Consider the following 17,535-nt stretch of genomic DNA (forward strand, 5'->3'; position numbering starts at 1 on the left):
TAAATAGCTATATATCTTTATTAAAAAATAGCCTTCTAATCTAATAGTGAATATGTATCTGCCTTAGTAAATTTATTTGGAATAATTCCACTAGGACAATCTTCAATTACTTGTAATATATAAACAGTACTATAATAATATTCTCGTTTATATATTACAAATGAATTATGTTCGCCACCAAATTCCTTATTTGCATATTTAACAAGATTTTCCTGAAAACGAACTTCTATTTCTTGTGGTAATGGATTAGAAGATGTCTTAAATTCAGTATAAGGGACAACTGTATATCCCTCAGATTGCCATCTTGCAACAGATCGTTCAATAAGGTCCTGTACTTGTTGATTGGCATCTACTTTTAAAGTTTCTACAGCCTGCTCTACAATAGACTGAGCAGCTACCTTATCATTGAATAACAAACATAATGCAAAGCTTACAGCTATAATTATATAACGTTTCATGTTAATTATATTAGATTATTAAGATAAAGACTGCACCAATACTCAATAAAAGATATTTTTCTTGGTGCAATCTAATTTATTATGTTGAATAATAACTAGAACAAAGATTATTACCAGCCGGTAGGCTGTTTCAGATTAGGATTCAACTGTACCTGTGTAAATGGTATCGGATAATAATAATATTTAGGAGCGATGAATGTAATAGGGATATTCTTATCTTTTACAAAACGGATATATCCTTTATCTCCTTCACTCAAATAGATACCTTGTTCTTTACCTGTTTCATCGAACAATGTGTAAACAGTCAGCTTATCCTTATCTTCGCCTGAGAGATTATTATCTGCCGGAGTTTTGAAAATAGCAATATCAGGTTCGCCATCACCTGTAATATCCAGCGGTCCGAAGCCAGGAATATACATACCTTCAGAAGGTCTTTCCATCAACTCACCAACACACCATCTTTTGATATCATCTGTTCTCAGACCTTCGCAAGCCATTTCGACACGTCTTTCACGCCGAATCTCAAGAATAACTTTTGCATTGGCACCTGTTACATTAGGATACTGGGCAGCAATCACCGGGTCATTCGGAAGATTACCCATATCCATCGGAGTTACTCCAACCCTGTTTCTTAACAAATTAATCGTATTATTGATATCGTTCGCAGTAATCGATCCCAACTCTGCTTTTGCTTCTGCATTAATCAATAAAACCTCCGCATAACGGAAGATAGGAAGATCGTTATAATTCTTACCGTATCCACCATTCAGATCCTGTGTTCTAGGATAAAACTTTACCTGTCCCAACCCGCCATAAGTCGGGTTTACTTTCTTAGCCTGAACGTCACCCGAAGCGATGAAACCTGCCGGCATAATTGTTTCTGCCATACGGGGATCTCTGTCTTCAAAAATCTGAGTGAACTGTCTTTTAGCATAAGAAGGATCCAAAGAGATAGGGGTTCCATCCAGTTTCAGATAGCTATCAGCCAAGCTTCTACTCAAATGCCACTGCCAGTCTAATACGGAAGATGTATTGTTACCATGTCCGATTGTACGATCGTAATCAGCATAAAGAATCATTTCTTTATTTCCAGACAAGTCTCCGCTAATAAACAAGTTTCGATACCCTTCTGCTCCGTTTCCGGTAATTTCAAAGCCACCCTTTGTCATAATTTCATTGGTTGCCCATATTGCTTTTTCCAAAAACGCATTGGCAGTACCCTGCAGATTCAGTTCCGTATGATATTTACGATATGTACCTTCATACAACGCAACACGAGCCATCAAAGCTAAAGCGGCCCATTTATTAATACGTGTACGGCTCTCTATTGCTTTAATATTTTCAGCAGCAAATTGTAGGTCAGCCATAATCGAATCGACCACTAACTCTCTTGAATCCTGGCCTTTTTCCAACAAATCCACATCAGAGGTCTGTAGTGGTTTAGGATACCAAGGAGAAGATCCGTATTTCTTGATTTGAGAGAAATAGAACCAAGCGCGGAAGAATTTTCCTATACCAACGTAATGCTTAACTTCACTTTCATCTCCCTGTGCCCTATATCCGTTAACCAACAATACATTACATTTACGCAATGTACCCCAATCACTATGGCTACCGTTAACATAGTCTGGCCGACCATCATTCGCCCATCCTCCGACATTCTTTTCATCGATCTTACCTCTCAACATATTATCCCATTCATTGGAACCACTGTATGTACTGATATTATCCGAATAAACATCATCTGTACTATACTGTAAGATTTCATACAACCCGTTCGTGTATGTTTCCAAGTCCTGAGGAGTATTGAAAAAGTTCTCCTCACTAATACTTGTCTGTGGGTATCTCTCCATAAAACTATCGTTACAAGCTACCAGAAATAAACTTGCTCCAACAGTTAGTATATATTTTAATGATCTCATAATTATCCAGTATTGTTATTATTTAGAAATTAAGATTAAATCCAAAAGAGAAAGAACGCTGCAACGGATAAACTTTACCATCATCGTCCAATGCTTCCGGGTCTAGATTTGCTTTCAATCCACTCACTTCAAACAAGTTTTCACCACTGAAATAGAAACGCAGACGTTCGATACCCGCTTTCTTAGTTACAGACTTAGGTAATGTATAACCGAAAGTAAAGTTTTTCAAACGCATATAAGCTGCATTCTGTAAATACTTTGTTTGAACGGCGGCCAGTTCATGACCTGTAGATTCGGCAATATAAGCTTTTACTCTCGGGAAGTAAGCATTCGGATTCTCTGGAGTCCAGTGATCCAGGTTTTGCTCCTGAACGTTTGTCCAAGGCTGTGCATAAATTCCCCAGAAATAATGGTTACCACCTTCTGCATACCAGTCTTTCTTTCCGATACCCTGGAAGAAAGCACGTATATCAAAACCTTTCCAATCAGCATTCAGGTCAACACTGAATGGTAAACGGTTAGATTTATTACCGATTTTCTTATAGTCTCCCGGATCCGCTAATGTACCAGCACCATTATCAATTTTACCGTCCCCATTTATATCTTTAAATTTCAAGTCACCAACATAGAACTGATAACTTTGGTCGTCTTCACCCACTTTAGACTGATCGGCATGATTCTTCAGTTCTTCTTCACTTTGGAAGAATCCTTCGGTTGTCAATCCCCACATCTCTCCGATTTCCTGTCCAACATAATACTTATCCCATTTGGATGTTCTACCTATTACATTACCATTCTTATCTGTAATATTCACATAGTTATCAAATTTCGTAATAAACGAACGACTATCGGCCAGCACAAAACGTACGCTATAATTAAACGGCGAGTCTTTCAAATTAAACTGATCTCTCCACATCAAAGACAATTCCCAACCTCTAGTCTTCATATCTGCCGCATTTTCTTTCGGTTCACGGATACCTATTACGTTAGGCAATGTTTTACCAGTTGTAAGCATGCCGGTTGTATAACGTACATAGTAGTCATAATTGGCCGTCAACCGGTTGTCCAGGAACGACAAGTCGATACCACCATTCACAGTCGATACCTTTTCCCATGTCAGGTTAGGAGCAACGATATATGGCATATAAATACCGATAGGACGACTTCCATCCAGAATAGAACCGATTTCATAAGTAGACATACTAGGAAGATAAGTATACTCATCTACACCCTGGTTCCCCAGACTACCATAAGATCCGCGCAGTTTGAAAGAAGTCATATTCAAAGCATCCTTAACATTGGTAAAGAATGATTCTTCAGAAACAGTCCATGCAGCAGATGCAGAAGGGAAGAAACCGTAACGGTCATTCTTCGGGAACTTAGATGTTCCGTCATAGCGTCCGTTGAATTCGAGGATATAACGATTGTTATAGATATAATTCAAACGGAAGAAAGTACCGCGAACGGCCCATTCCTTTATCGTTTCGCTAGTCTTCACCGTACCGGTAGCCAGCTCCGGAGTAGGATAGCCATCACTGATCAACTGGTCTCGAGACACCCAGAAGCTATTTGTCTTCCGATATTCCTGGTTAAAACCGACCATTGCCTGCAAATAATGCTTCTCATTGAATGTCTTGTGGAAGTCCGTATAGACATTGAATACATTGTAATCATAGAAAGCACTTTCATTTCTTGCAGAAGGAGTCACGTTGCTTGTTTCCAGCGGTCTTTCCGGACCGGTCTTGTAAGTATAAGGCAAGAATGATTTTCTTGTTATTTCGCTGTCTCTTCTGAATGTAGCATCAGCTTTCAACTGCCATACATCTTTCATCAAGTCAATTGTTGCTGCAAATGAAGTCTGGAACTCACGGCTGTTGTTTACCTTGCGACCACCATCTTGTAGTTTTCCCAACAGTGCACCTCCACTACTGGTCCAGGTTCCATCAGGGTTTTTAGGAACATCCAAAGAGTTAGTTCTGTTCACCATATGGAAGAAGTCTTTGGTTGACCATCCTGATTCACCGAAAGAAGGTTCATCGTATGTACGATATGTGAAAGAAGTATTATTACTAACGTTCAACCAGTCGGTAATCTGATAATCCACCTTACCTCTCATGTTATAACGCTTGTAAAGGTCATTACCGTAACGGAACATACCATCCTGATCATAATATTCACCGGAGAAATAGTAACCAACTTTCTTACCTCTCTGAGAAATATTGAAATTTACCGTGTAAGAAGGAGCGGTTGAATTATAAACTTCATCCATCCAGTCCGTATGACCATAGTAAGCCCATTTATTAGGATCGGTAGGATTTAGAGCCACCGGATTCAAAGAAGGATTCTCTGAATATTTTTTGGCCTCATTCATCTGTTCCTGTGTATAAAGCGGGTTATACAACGGCCATGCTGCCTGATTCTTCAAATCCATTGTCACATAAGGATCCGTTACATGCTTAGGTACTCGGCTGATCTTTCTGGTTGAATAATATGCATTTACACCAATAGCAATTTTATCAGTCTTAGCTGTTTTAGTCGTTACCAAAATCACACCGAAAGCTGCACGCGCACCATAAATGGCAGCAGAAGCCGCATCCTTCAATACGGAAATACTCTCGATATCATTAGTGTTCAAACGGGAAAGTTCACCGGCTGTAGTCGGAATGTTATCCACCAAGATCAGCGGATCGCCATCGTTAATAGACGTTTTACCACGAATATTGAATTTACTGGCTTCATTGGCACTACCACTGGGAACGGTAATATTCAGGTTAGGGATTGTTCCCTGCAAACCTTGCCCCACATTTGTGATAGGACGGTTTTCCAACGCTTTGGAAGTAATAGCATCTACAGCACCTGAAAGGTTAGCTTTCTTCTGTGTACCGTAACCAACAACGATCACTTCGTCCAGTGTTTCGCTGTCTTCACTCAAAGTCACATTCAATGCACTTTTTCCATTCAAAGGAATATCCTGTGTCTTATAACCGATATAAGAAATACTGATAACAGCATTCGGAGAAACTTCCGGTAAAGAGAAATTACCATCGACATCAGTTATACCACCGATAGTGGTTCCTTTTACCAGGATATTCACACCGATCAGCGGTTCTCCTGTCCCGTCTTTAACATTACCTGTTACAGTAATTTTCTTTTCCTGCTGGGGAGCGGCAACAGCAACTTGTTTTCTGTTCGTTTCGTTCTTACGAACAATAATCTGGCGGTCATTAATGATATACTCAATGTCCGTTCCTTCGAACATTTTTTTCAATATGGATTCAACGGTCTGATTGTTGACGTCCACATTTACTTTCCTGTTCAAATTGATATTTGAACCGTGGTACACAAAAATAAATTCACTGTTCTTTTCGATGTAAGAAAATACATCTTTTACAGTCCGGTTGTTCATGCGAACGGTCAATGTGGTTTGTTCCGCATAGGTTGATTCTGCATAGACTACAGATCCCCCATAACTTACCAGACATAAGGCTAAACATGCACTTTTAAGAAAATGAGCCGGTTTTCGGCTGAATTCTTCATTCTTTTTCATACATTTGTAACGTTTTTTCTTTGATACATAAATTAATAGATTAAACAAGAAACTTGAGAACCGAGTGATATGGCCGTATCGTTCGGTTCTTTTTTTAATTCGACGTCTTTCACATAGGCAATTCTATTTTGATATTATTACGTTGTTATTCGCATCCGTCTTATATTGAAGGAACAGGGACTGGCAGATGATATTGATCACATCTTCCATGTTCTCCCGCAAATCCAGTTTTCCGGAAATGGGGATATCTCCTATCTCTTCATTATACCAAATGGTACGCCCGTAATAACGGGACAACCGGTCCAAGGTCTCTCCAACCTTCCGGTCGCTCAACATCATCATATTATCCTTCCAACAGATATACTCAAAAACATCCACCTCCTTGATTGCCGTACCTTTATCATTTATCTCAAACATTTGATTAGGAGAGAGTTCCGACTTGTTATTCTTACCGGAATTAACTTCCACCCGTCCGTCAACCAACACGACCGAAGCAAAAGCATCTTCCTTATAGGCGCAAACATTAAACTGTGTACCGAGCACTTTTACATCAAAACCATTTGTTTTGACAATAAAAGGACGTGAAGGATCTTTCGTTACATCCAGGTAAACCTCTCCTTCCACAATTATTTCTCTTTTTTCCTTTTTGAATACTGCCGGATAAAATACACGCGTACCGGCATTTACATACATCCTTGTTCCATCGGAGAAAGTGATATCCGCCCTTCTACCTTTCGGGACAATGATCTGGTTTATTTCCTCTTTTTTCTCTTTCTTATCTTCTGCTGTCTCCTTCTTTACAACGTGTTCCTCTGCATTCGACTTTCCATCCACATCATATCTGATAGACGATTCATCTTTCAGTTGCATCTTATCCTCACTTTCGATCAAAACGATTTCATCGCCGGACAAAGAAGAAGTGTTGTTTTCAAGCAAAGCAAGCGACATAGAAGTATCATTCTTCGTATCCATTACAAAATAAAGACCGACAGAAAGAAGTATGGCTATTGATGCAGCAACAGACCATATATAACGGTAGCGTAATCTGAATGAAGTATGTGGCTGATCCAACCGGGCTTCTATCTCCTGCCATGATGCCAGAGCTTCCGGTAATTTATCCGACTCCGCTTCATGAACTTTCCTGAGTAAGTCTTTCCCGGCCTGCCCAAATGATTTCTTACTTAATATGTTTTGTTTTTTATTCACAAGTAACCTCTTTTTATCCTTATTACGGGATAGGTCTCATTTGGTACTCACTTTTTTTGAATAAAATCAATTCTTTTTTAGATATAATTTCCTAAGACACGTCAAAGACCTGAATAGCAGATTCTTACTAGACTGATAATTTATTCCCATTATCTCGGCTATTTCATCATGCTTTAGTTCATTGACATAATATAGATAAATTATTTCCTGTTGATGGGGAGATAATTGCGAAAAGACCTGCATCAGATGTTTAGCCCGATTATCAGCATCCGAATCTTCAAAAGAAAGTAAAGGCATCAGTTCATCGGTCACAAACACTTCTTCATACAAGGAGATATCATCCGTGGCTTTCTCCTTTTCAAGTGTATCATACAATTTATTACGTAAGGCTTTAATCAGGTATCCTTTCACATTCGGGGTAGCGGAAAGAGACTGATAGTTCTGAATTAGTTTTATGAAAATATCCTGGATGCAATCCTTTACTAAATCCTTATCCGAGACCAATTTGGAGCCATAATTATACAATAAAGAATAGAAGCGGCAATAGATTTCCCTGAAAGCCTCTTTATCCCCTGTCAAACATAATCCCCATAATTTCTCATCGGATATTTGCATATAAATACCTACTTATAATTATTGTAATAGCCTATCAACAACAATTGGTGTGCAAAAGTAAACACGCATTATTACACTCATATTACATCAAAATTAAGTAAGTATTAGTATTCAGATCGTATAATTTCATAAGTCCATAAATAGTATTACACTTTCAACATATCTATCTCTTTGAAAATAAAAGGTTGGAAATAGTTCTGTTAGAACTAATAACCCAACGGATGCAAATATAGCTCATTTTTATTATAATAGGTTAAATTGAGAAGAAGAATGAACGTTTTAAGGAACGTTTGTTAACAATCGAAGTATTATGCATAGGAGTAAATCATTGTTTTCAGTAAAAAGTAGCAATATATACTATAGTTCTAACAGAACGATGGCATTAACATACAAATCTAATACCGCAACCTGTTCTTCCTGCTTTACCGTCTTAAATTACCATAAAAATTCCCCACTCAAAAAAATGAGTGGGGAATTTTCCCCGCACCGGTGGGGATAAATCCCCATTATAGTGGGTTCTTTTCCCCATTGCAGTGGGGAGAACTAAGTAGAAAAGGCTTTTCTACAAACTATTCAGGCACGGAATATATAAATTCCATGCCTGAAAGAAAGTGAATATAAAGAGTTATTTATTTTACTTTGATATGGTCGAAACCTTCCCCGTACACACCGATAACAGCACTCTGTGAAACAAATGCCTCCGGATCTATATCTTTGATCAAACGGAAAATTGTAGTCGACTCCCGCTTTTTTGCCAACACGAACATCATCTTCACACCGAGTCCGGTATACATGCCGGTTCCGTCTATTACCGTTACACCCCGGTGGAGATCTTTATTGATACGACGTCCTATCTCTTCATGTTTTTTGGAAATAATAAAGAACTGCACTGACTGGCGGGCACTATTCACCACCTGGTCGAGCACAAAGCTGGAGATATACAGAGTAGCAAAACCATAAACCACTTTTTCCCAATCATGCAGTACGAAATAACTGGAAGAGATAATGATCATGTCCGTCATCAGAATGACACGCCCCAACGTAATATCCCTGTACTTATTGATAATGGCAGCAATAATATCCGTACCGCCGGAACTGCCATTAGCAGAAAAAGCAATACCAATACCGCTTCCGCAAAAAGAAGCACCGATAACACAAGCCATGAACGGCTGATCACCAAGTAAATGCAAACCGGCTGTCGCCCCTTGAATAATCGGCAGAATAAAAGTCATGACCAATACGGCAAAAATGGTCTTTACGCTGAACCTCCACCCCAGAACGATCAGAGAAGCGATCAATAGCCCGCCATTAATTGCAAAATACGTGTACTGAACATTCAGTCCGGTCGCCCAATACACAATAGAAGCAATACCTGGCACCCCACCGGTAGTTATGTCGTTGGGCAAAAGGAAAACTGTCCACCCAATAGCATAGAAAAGCATGCCAAGAGCGATCATCAGGTAATCGTGCAGCTCTCTCAGCATTAACTGCCTTGAGGTAATCGATAAAGTTGGTTTCATTTTAAAAGTTTATTAATTTGCAGCTCCGCAAAAACGAAGCTGCAAAATTAATGAAGATTAAATCAATTTATCGGTATGATTCGAATGAATTTATAAAAAACAGATTGTTAAATTTCTATTACGACGGATTAGGCAGTCAATAACTCCATTTATCACGCCATTCAATGACGGGCTGGTCACCATCGAAACGGATAGGAAGCCAGATATAACGGCCATCTATCGCATTGTCGGGAGTCCATCGGTCACCCATATAAATGAATTGCCCCGGTTTGCCCGGAACCGGTAAAACATACGTACTTTGGGAATGGAAAGAGAGGTCGGCATCCGCCCCGGCAAACGGGTTCTCCAGTTCCTCCCAGGGTCCCCAAACAGAAGAAGCGACGGCCGAGCGTCCCGCATTCGGCGCCCATCCGGTACAGCCGGACATGATCAGGTAATATTTCCCGTCACGTTTGAACATAGCCGGAGCCTCCATGAAACGACCGGGGAAGAAACGGGCATAAGCACCGGAATAACCGGTATAATCGTCCGTCAGTTGAGAGATATGCAGCGTACTATTCTCTTCGGAAGAATAGATATGATAGGCTTTACCATCCTCATCGACGAACAGATTCATATCGCGGGCCATTTGTCCGCCTTCCATGTCACGTCCGAGTAAATTCAGACTGTCCGGATGAGCTGGCAAACTACCGCCTGTAAACTGACTCCTATCCGATTCCGGAACCCGCTGTTTATGAATATCCTGCACATTGATCGGCCAATGACCGGCATTCGGACGTACGGCACGAAGGAACGTATAAGGACCAACCGCTCGATCGCTTACGGCAATACCGCTAAGAGCACCGGAATATCCCGCCCCTTTCGGCTCCAGATGAAACCACATGACATACTTGTTATTCTTCTTATTATAGATCACTTTCGGACGTTCCAGAATACAGCCTTTCGCTATGTTATGTGTCGAATCATCCGCCACGACAGACAGAGCGATACCTTCGTCTTTCCAATTATACAGATCCTTGGAGGAATAACAGTGAACACCGACCAGGGCATTATTTCCGGCTGTTCCTTCCGTCTTATGCTCGCCAAACCAGTAATAGGTATCACCGGCATGAAGAATACCGCCACCGTGAGCATTGATATGCGTCCCGTTGTTATCCGGCCACAGTTCACCGGGAGTAAATACGCCCCCTGCCTGTTCTGCCCCTGTTTTACTTTTACAACTCACAAAAGCAACGGCAAACAACAGGATACACAACTGTATAATCTGACCTTTCTTCATACGATCAGACGTCACAAATACGTATACATTTTTCAAGAGAGGCGATCTTATCCTGCTGGCGCGGAACGAACTCCTGTCCGACAAACCCTTTATAACCGGTTTCCACTATCGCTTTCATGATAGCCGGATAATAAAGTTCCTGTGTCTCGTCGATCTCCGCACGTCCCGGATTACCGCCGGTATGGATATGGGAGAAATATTCGTGATACTTTTGAATATTCTCAATAATATTTCCTTCCATGATCTGCATATGGTAGATATCATACAGAAGTTTAAAGTTAGGCGAACCGACACGGCGGCACAGTTCCACTCCCCAGACTGTATGATCGCACTGATAATCTTTGTGTCCCACACTATTCAACAATTCCATTGTCAGGACCACATTATGCTTCTCTGCCAAAGGCATCAGACGCTTCAAACCTTTTTCACAATTTTCCCATCCCTGAAGATCGGTCAGGCCGTTCCGTTTACCGGAGAAACAGATCAGATTGGTCAATCCGGCTTCTGCTACCAAAGGAATTACCTGTTCATAACTGGCAACCAGTTCATCATGCAGTTTAGGATCATTAAACCCACGGTCGATCCCTAAACCGGCTCCCTGACACATAGCTACCGTCAACCCATGTTGCTGTACCACCGGCCAATCTTTCGGATCGAGTAACTCGATCGATTCAATGCCTATATTCTTACATATTCCGCAAAATTCATCCAGCGGATAGTCGCCGAAACACCATTTACTAACGGAGTGACGTATATTCCCCTTAAGCGGTTCCTTTGTTTCTACTTTTTTCTTCTTTGCAGGATTCGCTGCATCCAGTCCGGATACGGCTAACGCAGCCCCACCCACCAGTGCGGTCTTAATGGCTGTTCTTCTTGAGATGTTTTCCATGTTATTCAGAATTGATAATTAATTAGATGGTACAAATATAAGAAAAGAATCTATTTCAGCACCTTGTCTATCCACGGCAACACCCATTCTTCCTTAAAATAATAAAACAACACAATAGTGAGAATGGCTGCCATCCTATAGTGCTACTATGATCAGGACTATAGTTATAAGCCATTCAGGACTATTGTGTTGTTTATATGGACCGAAGAAGTACTAATGTACTAAATCGAAATCAGTCATCAGACCATAATCCATCATTTGATATTCATTACCAGGAATAGGCTTTTCTATTCCTTTCCAATGCCACGGAGAAGCCAGGCCCGGGGCCGGATTACGATAGTGCGGGCCTAACAGGTTCTTATGGCTGCCGATTACCCGGACATCTATCTTATTCTTACCTTCCTTCAGATAAGATGTTACATCCAAACGATAGGGATCGTATGCAATAATACCTGCTTTCTGATCATTGACATAGACTTCGGCAATCGTTCCTTTCCAGTCGTTCAACTGAACAGCATACGGGGTTGAAAGAGATTCTACCTCAAAATCTTTGGAATAACTTACCCCCCAGGAATAGAACGGTTGCTTCTGTGCTTTCCAGCTACCCAATGTCAGGTTTTCAACCGGAGCACTGATACTCCATCCTAACTTTTCCGGGACAACGGCAAAGTCTCCCAGGACATAAACCGGCTCTATCTCTGCAAAGATGCTCATAGGACTAACACTCAATTCCACAGTATTCAGACCTGTCTTCACCTGTTTTCCTATAGCATAAACGCCGAACGAACGATCCAGCCACCATTCTCCCGGTATCGGTTTCACCTGTTCGCCGTTGATCTTAACAGTAAATAATTCAGGACGTTCCGAAACCAGTTTCATATTTGAATAATCGAACTTATCGTTTACAGTAAAACGGTAAATCGCCGTAAAGCCACCGTTCTTAAAGGTATCCCGATCTAAAATATTCCGCTTGTACTGTACGGAAGTATTCCAGGGGTTACCATTCGCAAAACCATATTCACGGAAAACGATATCGGCTGCCTGTGCAAAGTAAACATTCTTTGTTGTCTTTCCATTGACACTCACATCACAGAAATCGATATTCAGTGCATTATCCTTCAAACGGTTAACCTGAAGCGGACTAACAGCCGGAACCGGAGTAGAGCCTGCAACGGCCGGCATTTCAGGATAAGACTTCTGTGAACCTTTGGAGCTATACAACAGTAAACTTCCGGCTGGTTCCAGATGGAACTTCATTGTCAATTTACCGTCTGCTTTCGTCGAAGGATACGTATAGATATTTCCACTCATCGCATCCATCTGAACAGCTGATTTCCCGTTGACAGTAACCGTTCCGTCCACAGCTTCATCCAGGGATGAATTTACCAGGAACAATAATTCCCCATCGGTAAACTGACGGCGCTGGTGGTATAAATCGCCTCCGCTAAACGAGAACCGGCAATCTGCATCCGCAAATGTATTCTGAATAACTGCATCCGTCAACTGGGGAACGGAAGTTACAGACTGGGCAGAAAGTATCGTTTTCCAATCCGCATTCTCAGCACCGTCGATCAAGGAAGGAGAAGAGAAAGTGACCACACGTCCGCCCTGTTGCACAAAGCTCTGCAATAAATCGAATGTCGGCTTATTCAATGTTTCCATCATCGGAGGTAATACGACTGTCGTATATGCCGCTTTACCGATAATAAACTTACCGTCGGCAACGGTCCCATGATCTTTTATAATATTCTCTGAACCCAGATCATATTCTACCTGGCTCTTTTCCAAAGTCGTTATAAAAGTCTGGAAAGCCTGACCGATTTCCATCAGTTTCGGACTGCTCTTAGTATGTGAATAATAGCTCCATAATGTAGCATTAGGCTCTATGATCAATATATCGTTCTGCTGAACCCCTTTGCTCATAAGTAAAGACAGACGGGCAAAGTAATCATTCTGCGACTTATAATCGGCCCACCACGGCGAATGGTAGGTAAATACCGGCGGATAATCGTATTTACGGGCACCCGTAAGAGTCATATGTGCCAGATGCTGATTCATAAAGTTTACTCCCAGGACATACTCCCAGTCTCCGAGCCGTTTGAAATCCTTGAAGGTTTCGTCCCAGCCACCGCCACCATACGTTTCACTCAACGTACGTGAATATCCCATCTGATTGGCGACGCTACGCAATTCTTTTACCGAACGGACATTACCAAACTGCGCTACAGGGCTTTTCTCATCAAACTGGTTGAATAGCATATCGATCGCAGGCATCTGATGCCAGGCATACATGGCCATATTATCCGGTCCGTCATTCATATAAGGCCATCCGTGTTCCCAGTAGTGACCGGTCCATTCCAGGTTATTCTCTTCACAATACTGATGGAAAGGTTTTGACCAACGGTCGATAAACAACTGCAACAAAGTCTCCATATAGTTATGACGCACCTTCTTCCAGTCGCCGGTCTCTTCTTCCAGCAACGGCAACAACGGTTTTAAATCATAACCCCATTTTTGCTGGAAGACATCGAACAGATCCGGAGTCCAGCGCAATCCGCCCGGAGTACTGATATTCGGCTCGTCAGAGAAAATACCTTTAATGGATGAACCGAATTCTCCTTTCAGCGTCTTTTCATATCCGTTCTTCATCGTTACTTCCAGGAACTTTTCCGTTACTCCCGGAACCAACAGGTCCACATACGAATAACCGCCGTACCAATCCGATTTCCCCATATAAGTTTTCTTATACAGGTAATATTCTCCTTTGGTTCCTTTATATTCAGCCATTTGGGCTGTAATATCTTTCCAGGCATCGCCTTCCTTTTTTAAACACATGTAATAAGGGGCTGTATCCTCCGGAAGTAATTCAGCCTTTGTCAAAGCCAATCCCTGGCCCTGATTATAAGATTCCGGCATTTCCTGCGGCACGTGGCCACCGGCAAATCCGCTGGGATAGGAGTTTTCATCATAAATCCAGACGTTCATACCTATCTCTTTCCCGAACTCTACCGCATGTTTATAGAGAGAGAACCATTCGTCACCCAAATATTCAGTGATCATACCCGGACGGGGATGAATGAAAAGACCTCCGAAACCGGCCTCTTTCAGCTCGCGCATCGTACGCTCTACTTCGGCCTCGGTCACTTTACTGTTCCAGACTGCCAGCGGAGCACTTCTAAAATCGGCAGGCGGATCTTTAAAATCCTTTTCTATAGTGGTAAAAGAATCCTGCGTTTGCACGCTGGTATTCTGACAGCTAACCAAACCGAATGATAGGGCACTTCCTGCAATAACACCGGATAAGTATTTTACAATGTTTTGTGCTTTCATATACTTAAAGATTTATTCGTTTGTACAAAAGAATAGGTTAAGCCTTTCTTCTAAATTATAAAATTGACAATTTAGTTGATAAAAATGATATTTCACTACTGCCTGTCATTCCTACAGAGCACATGTAATCCGATAATTCCCCGATTGTATTTCCAGCTGATCCAATTTGTCCGACTTTACATCATTAATCGAAACACTTTTGGCTTTAACGGGTAACAAAACCGTAGCTTTACAGCCAACAGGAATACTCAGATCCAGGGTAAAGGCTACGTCCGTCTTTTCCCATTTCACATCTAACATTCCGAAAGGGGTTTCTTTCGCTGCTTTCACCCATGAAATACCTTTTACCAGTTGAGGCTGAATAAATACATGCTTGTATCCCGGATTCGCTTCGTCTGGGTTGATACCTCCCAAAGCCTGGTAAAACCAGGAGCCGATACCATTATAACAATTATGGATATGGCTACGCTCTCCATTCCAGTGCTCCCAGGTCGTAGTCGCTCCATTATCCAGCATATACAAATAGCCCGGATACTCTCTCTTCTTCAACATTCCATAGATAAAATCGGCCTGTTTATTCTTCACAGCCCATTCGGTTATTACAGGAATCCCCACCAGTCCTGTTGCCAGATGTCCGTTAAAACGGTCTTTCGTGACACGATACAGGGTATTCCTGACATCAGACTGTTCATCTTCCGGTGTTGCACCGACCAGCATCGGGTAGATCAAATCGATCTGCGTACCTGTAGCATAACTCTTCTGCCCGGGATCATAAAACGTTTTATGGATAAGCGTATTCAGGTCTTTATATTTAGCCGCATACGCCTGTTTATCCTGTTCCTTACCCAATACATTCGCTATCTTACACATCGTTTGATAGCAAACCGATATATAGCAATTATCAACGGCATCAACCGATAAAGGATTTGTCTGGTCGATCCCGGTCGGAGTAGCCCAATCACCCAGATACCAATTCCGGTAATCGGTGTTCGGCCATGTTTTCAGCAGACCGTTCACGGTATATTCATCCACATACTCCAGCCATTTCTGCATATAAGGATAATAACGTTCTATCAGACGGCTGTCGCCATAATTTACATAGGTAGCCCAGGAAGCTGTAATGATAAATCCGCACCAGTACGGGCCTCCTCCTGCCATATAAGGATTAGGGGCCGTATGAGGCATACCTCCGTCTTCTCTCATGCAATCTGCCCATGCCTGCATCCAGTTCATGTATAAAGGAGTAAGATTATACATTGTCTGAACGGTCTGCGTCGAGGCATTCCCGTCGCCACCATACCCCAGTCGTTCGATCTGGGGACAGTCTACCATATACCCACCTAACGTCAAACAACGGAGTGTATAGCGGATCATATCGTGAATTGCATTTAAGTCTTCATCCGAACAACTAAAAGAGGCACTTCCGTTATAATCCGTATGAACCAGGCAAGCTGTTATATCGGTTAGCGCCGGAGCCTCACTCAGATTCGTCAGTTTCAGATACCGATAGGCCTGGTAATTGAACTTATTAACGAAGCTCTCCCCTGCTTTACCGGAAGCGATGTAATAATCTTCATAAAGTCTGTCTCTGAACTGCCCTTCTTCGTTCAGAAAATCGCAATAGCTAATCCGTATCTTCTGACCGGAAGCCAATGCCGGAAACTTTATTTTCGTCCACCCCGTAAAGTTCGTTCCCATATCGAAGATCCAGGCGGTATCACCGGATGCCTGGCATGATACCGGATGGAACTCTTTCTGAATCCGGTTCAATTCTGCCATTTGCGGCGTAGCCTTATGGACCGGTATCGAAGCTATTTTTACTTTTTCCCATTCAACGCTATTCAATGTAGAAGCAGTTAAATCGGGAAGCAGTTCGGAAGCCGTTACAACCTCCCCGCCAAACTGATGCGGTCTCCAGTTTCCTGTCGAGACATAACCGCTTTTACGAGCCAGCCAGGAATCGTCCGTAACCAAAACCGTAGTCCAATCTCCTTCGTCTCTGCTTTCCAGCTGGGCACGGACAAACGGACCGCCTTCCACAACGCCCGGAAGTCCGTCGCGGTACCAGCCTTTACCTAACCAGAGAACAATCTCATTACTACCTTTCTGAACAAGTCCGGAAACATCATAAGTAACGATCAGGGAACGTTTATCGAACTGGGAGACAGCCGGCGTCAATACAGCATCGCCGACATGTTTTCCATTGACATATACCTCATGGTAACCCAACGAATTCACATGGAGCAACATCTTTTCTCCAAGTGTATTACATTGGAATGTTTTCCGGAATAGCGGTGATTCCATTTGGCCTTCGGCCTGGTTCATACCGATATACCGGGCAGTCCAATCTTCCGGATGCAGCAATCCCACTCCAAAACAAGCAGGTTCACTCCATGCGGACACATTCCCTTTTCCATCCCAGACACGCACTTTCCAATAGGAAAAGCTCCTGGAACTCAGAGGACTACCCTGGTATAAAACCCCATCGGATTTGTCTGACTCCATCTTTCCCGAATTCCACAGGTCTGCTTTTCCTTCCGACAAATACTTTTTATCCGAAGCGACCAGTATCTGATAAGCTGTTTGTTCGGCACCTTGTTCCTTTGAGTTTAACACCCAACTGAAGTGAGGAGAGGTATTGTCGATTCCCAACGGCTCATTTAAGTTCTCACACTGCAAACCATCGATATCCAACGACGAACGGGTACTGCACGAAACGGCTAACAGCGAGACAAACGCAAATAATACTTTTAAATAAATGCCTTTCAT

10 protein-coding genes are annotated in these 17,535 nt (G+C 42.1%); all 10 read right to left on the bottom strand.

What is annotated here, in order from left to right:
- Window positions 1-35: 35 nt before the first annotated feature.
- The 10 genes from IEY67_RS01360 to IEY67_RS01405 all read right to left on the bottom strand — a co-directional run bounded on the left by IEY67_RS01360 (window position 36) and on the right by IEY67_RS01405 (window position 17,535).
- Window positions 36-458, bottom strand: a complete 423-nt coding sequence (locus tag IEY67_RS01360; protein ID WP_122374759.1) for a hypothetical protein — start codon at window positions 456-458, stop codon at window positions 36-38.
- 110 nt (window positions 459-568) lie between these two features.
- Window positions 569-2,311 (bottom strand): RagB/SusD family nutrient uptake outer membrane protein, encoded by a 1,743-nt coding sequence (locus IEY67_RS01365; protein WP_229800929.1) that lies wholly within the window; start codon window positions 2,309-2,311, stop codon window positions 569-571.
- A 91-nt stretch (window positions 2,312-2,402) separates the two neighbouring features.
- Window positions 2,403-5,927, bottom strand: a complete 3,525-nt coding sequence (locus IEY67_RS01370; protein WP_183670314.1) for a TonB-dependent receptor — start codon at window positions 5,925-5,927, stop codon at window positions 2,403-2,405.
- A 123-nt stretch (window positions 5,928-6,050) separates the two neighbouring features.
- Window positions 6,051-7,133 (bottom strand): FecR family protein, encoded by a 1,083-nt coding sequence (locus IEY67_RS01375; RefSeq protein ID WP_183670312.1) that lies wholly within the window; start codon window positions 7,131-7,133, stop codon window positions 6,051-6,053.
- A 66-nt stretch (window positions 7,134-7,199) separates the two neighbouring features.
- Entirely contained in the window at window positions 7,200-7,748 is a 549-nt protein-coding gene (locus tag IEY67_RS01380; protein ID WP_122374755.1) for an RNA polymerase sigma factor, read from the bottom strand.
- A gap of 629 nt (window positions 7,749-8,377) precedes the next feature.
- Window positions 8,378-9,268, bottom strand: coding sequence for a YitT family protein (locus IEY67_RS01385; RefSeq protein ID WP_122353605.1), 891 nt, complete (start codon window positions 9,266-9,268; stop codon window positions 8,378-8,380).
- 136 nt (window positions 9,269-9,404) lie between these two features.
- Window positions 9,405-10,547: a glycoside hydrolase family 43 protein gene (locus IEY67_RS01390; RefSeq protein ID WP_183670310.1), complete on the bottom strand. Its 1,143-nt coding sequence runs from the start codon at window positions 10,545-10,547 to the stop codon at window positions 9,405-9,407.
- 4 nt (window positions 10,548-10,551) lie between these two features.
- A complete protein-coding gene (locus IEY67_RS01395; protein WP_122353607.1) occupies window positions 10,552-11,436 on the bottom strand; it encodes a TIM barrel protein in 885 nt (294 codons plus the stop codon).
- Between the two features lie 213 nt (window positions 11,437-11,649).
- Window positions 11,650-14,766, bottom strand: coding sequence for a glycosyl hydrolase (locus tag IEY67_RS01400; protein WP_183670308.1), 3,117 nt, complete (start codon window positions 14,764-14,766; stop codon window positions 11,650-11,652).
- Between the two features lie 111 nt (window positions 14,767-14,877).
- Window positions 14,878-17,535, bottom strand: coding sequence for an alpha-L-rhamnosidase (locus tag IEY67_RS01405; protein ID WP_183670306.1), 2,658 nt, complete (start codon window positions 17,533-17,535; stop codon window positions 14,878-14,880).

Source organism: Parabacteroides faecis (genome assembly GCF_014647375.1).
In the GTDB taxonomy this organism is placed as follows: domain Bacteria; phylum Bacteroidota; class Bacteroidia; order Bacteroidales; family Tannerellaceae; genus Parabacteroides; species Parabacteroides faecis.

What these genes read in the sequence shown, in the direction of transcription:
- IEY67_RS01390 (WP_183670310.1), bottom strand. Translation starts at nt 10,547, where the DNA reads ATGAAGAAAGGTCAGATTATACAGTTGTGTATCCTGTTGTTTGCCGTT.
- IEY67_RS01365 (WP_229800929.1), bottom strand. Translation starts at nt 2,311, where the DNA reads ATGGAGAGATACCCACAGACAAGTATTAGTGAGGAGAACTTTTTCAAT.
- IEY67_RS01360 (WP_122374759.1), bottom strand. Translation starts at nt 458, where the DNA reads ATGAAACGTTATATAATTATAGCTGTAAGCTTTGCATTATGTTTGTTA.
- IEY67_RS01370 (WP_183670314.1), bottom strand. Translation starts at nt 5,927, where the DNA reads ATGAAAAAGAATGAAGAATTCAGCCGAAAACCGGCTCATTTTCTTAAA.
- IEY67_RS01380 (WP_122374755.1), bottom strand. Translation starts at nt 7,748, where the DNA reads ATGCAAATATCCGATGAGAAATTATGGGGATTATGTTTGACAGGGGAT.
- IEY67_RS01400 (WP_183670308.1), bottom strand. Translation starts at nt 14,766, where the DNA reads ATGAAAGCACAAAACATTGTAAAATACTTATCCGGTGTTATTGCAGGA.
- IEY67_RS01405 (WP_183670306.1), bottom strand. Translation starts at nt 17,535, where the DNA reads ATGAAAGGCATTTATTTAAAAGTATTATTTGCGTTTGTCTCGCTGTTA.
- IEY67_RS01385 (WP_122353605.1), bottom strand. Translation starts at nt 9,268, where the DNA reads ATGAAACCAACTTTATCGATTACCTCAAGGCAGTTAATGCTGAGAGAG.
- IEY67_RS01395 (WP_122353607.1), bottom strand. Translation starts at nt 11,436, where the DNA reads ATGGAAAACATCTCAAGAAGAACAGCCATTAAGACCGCACTGGTGGGT.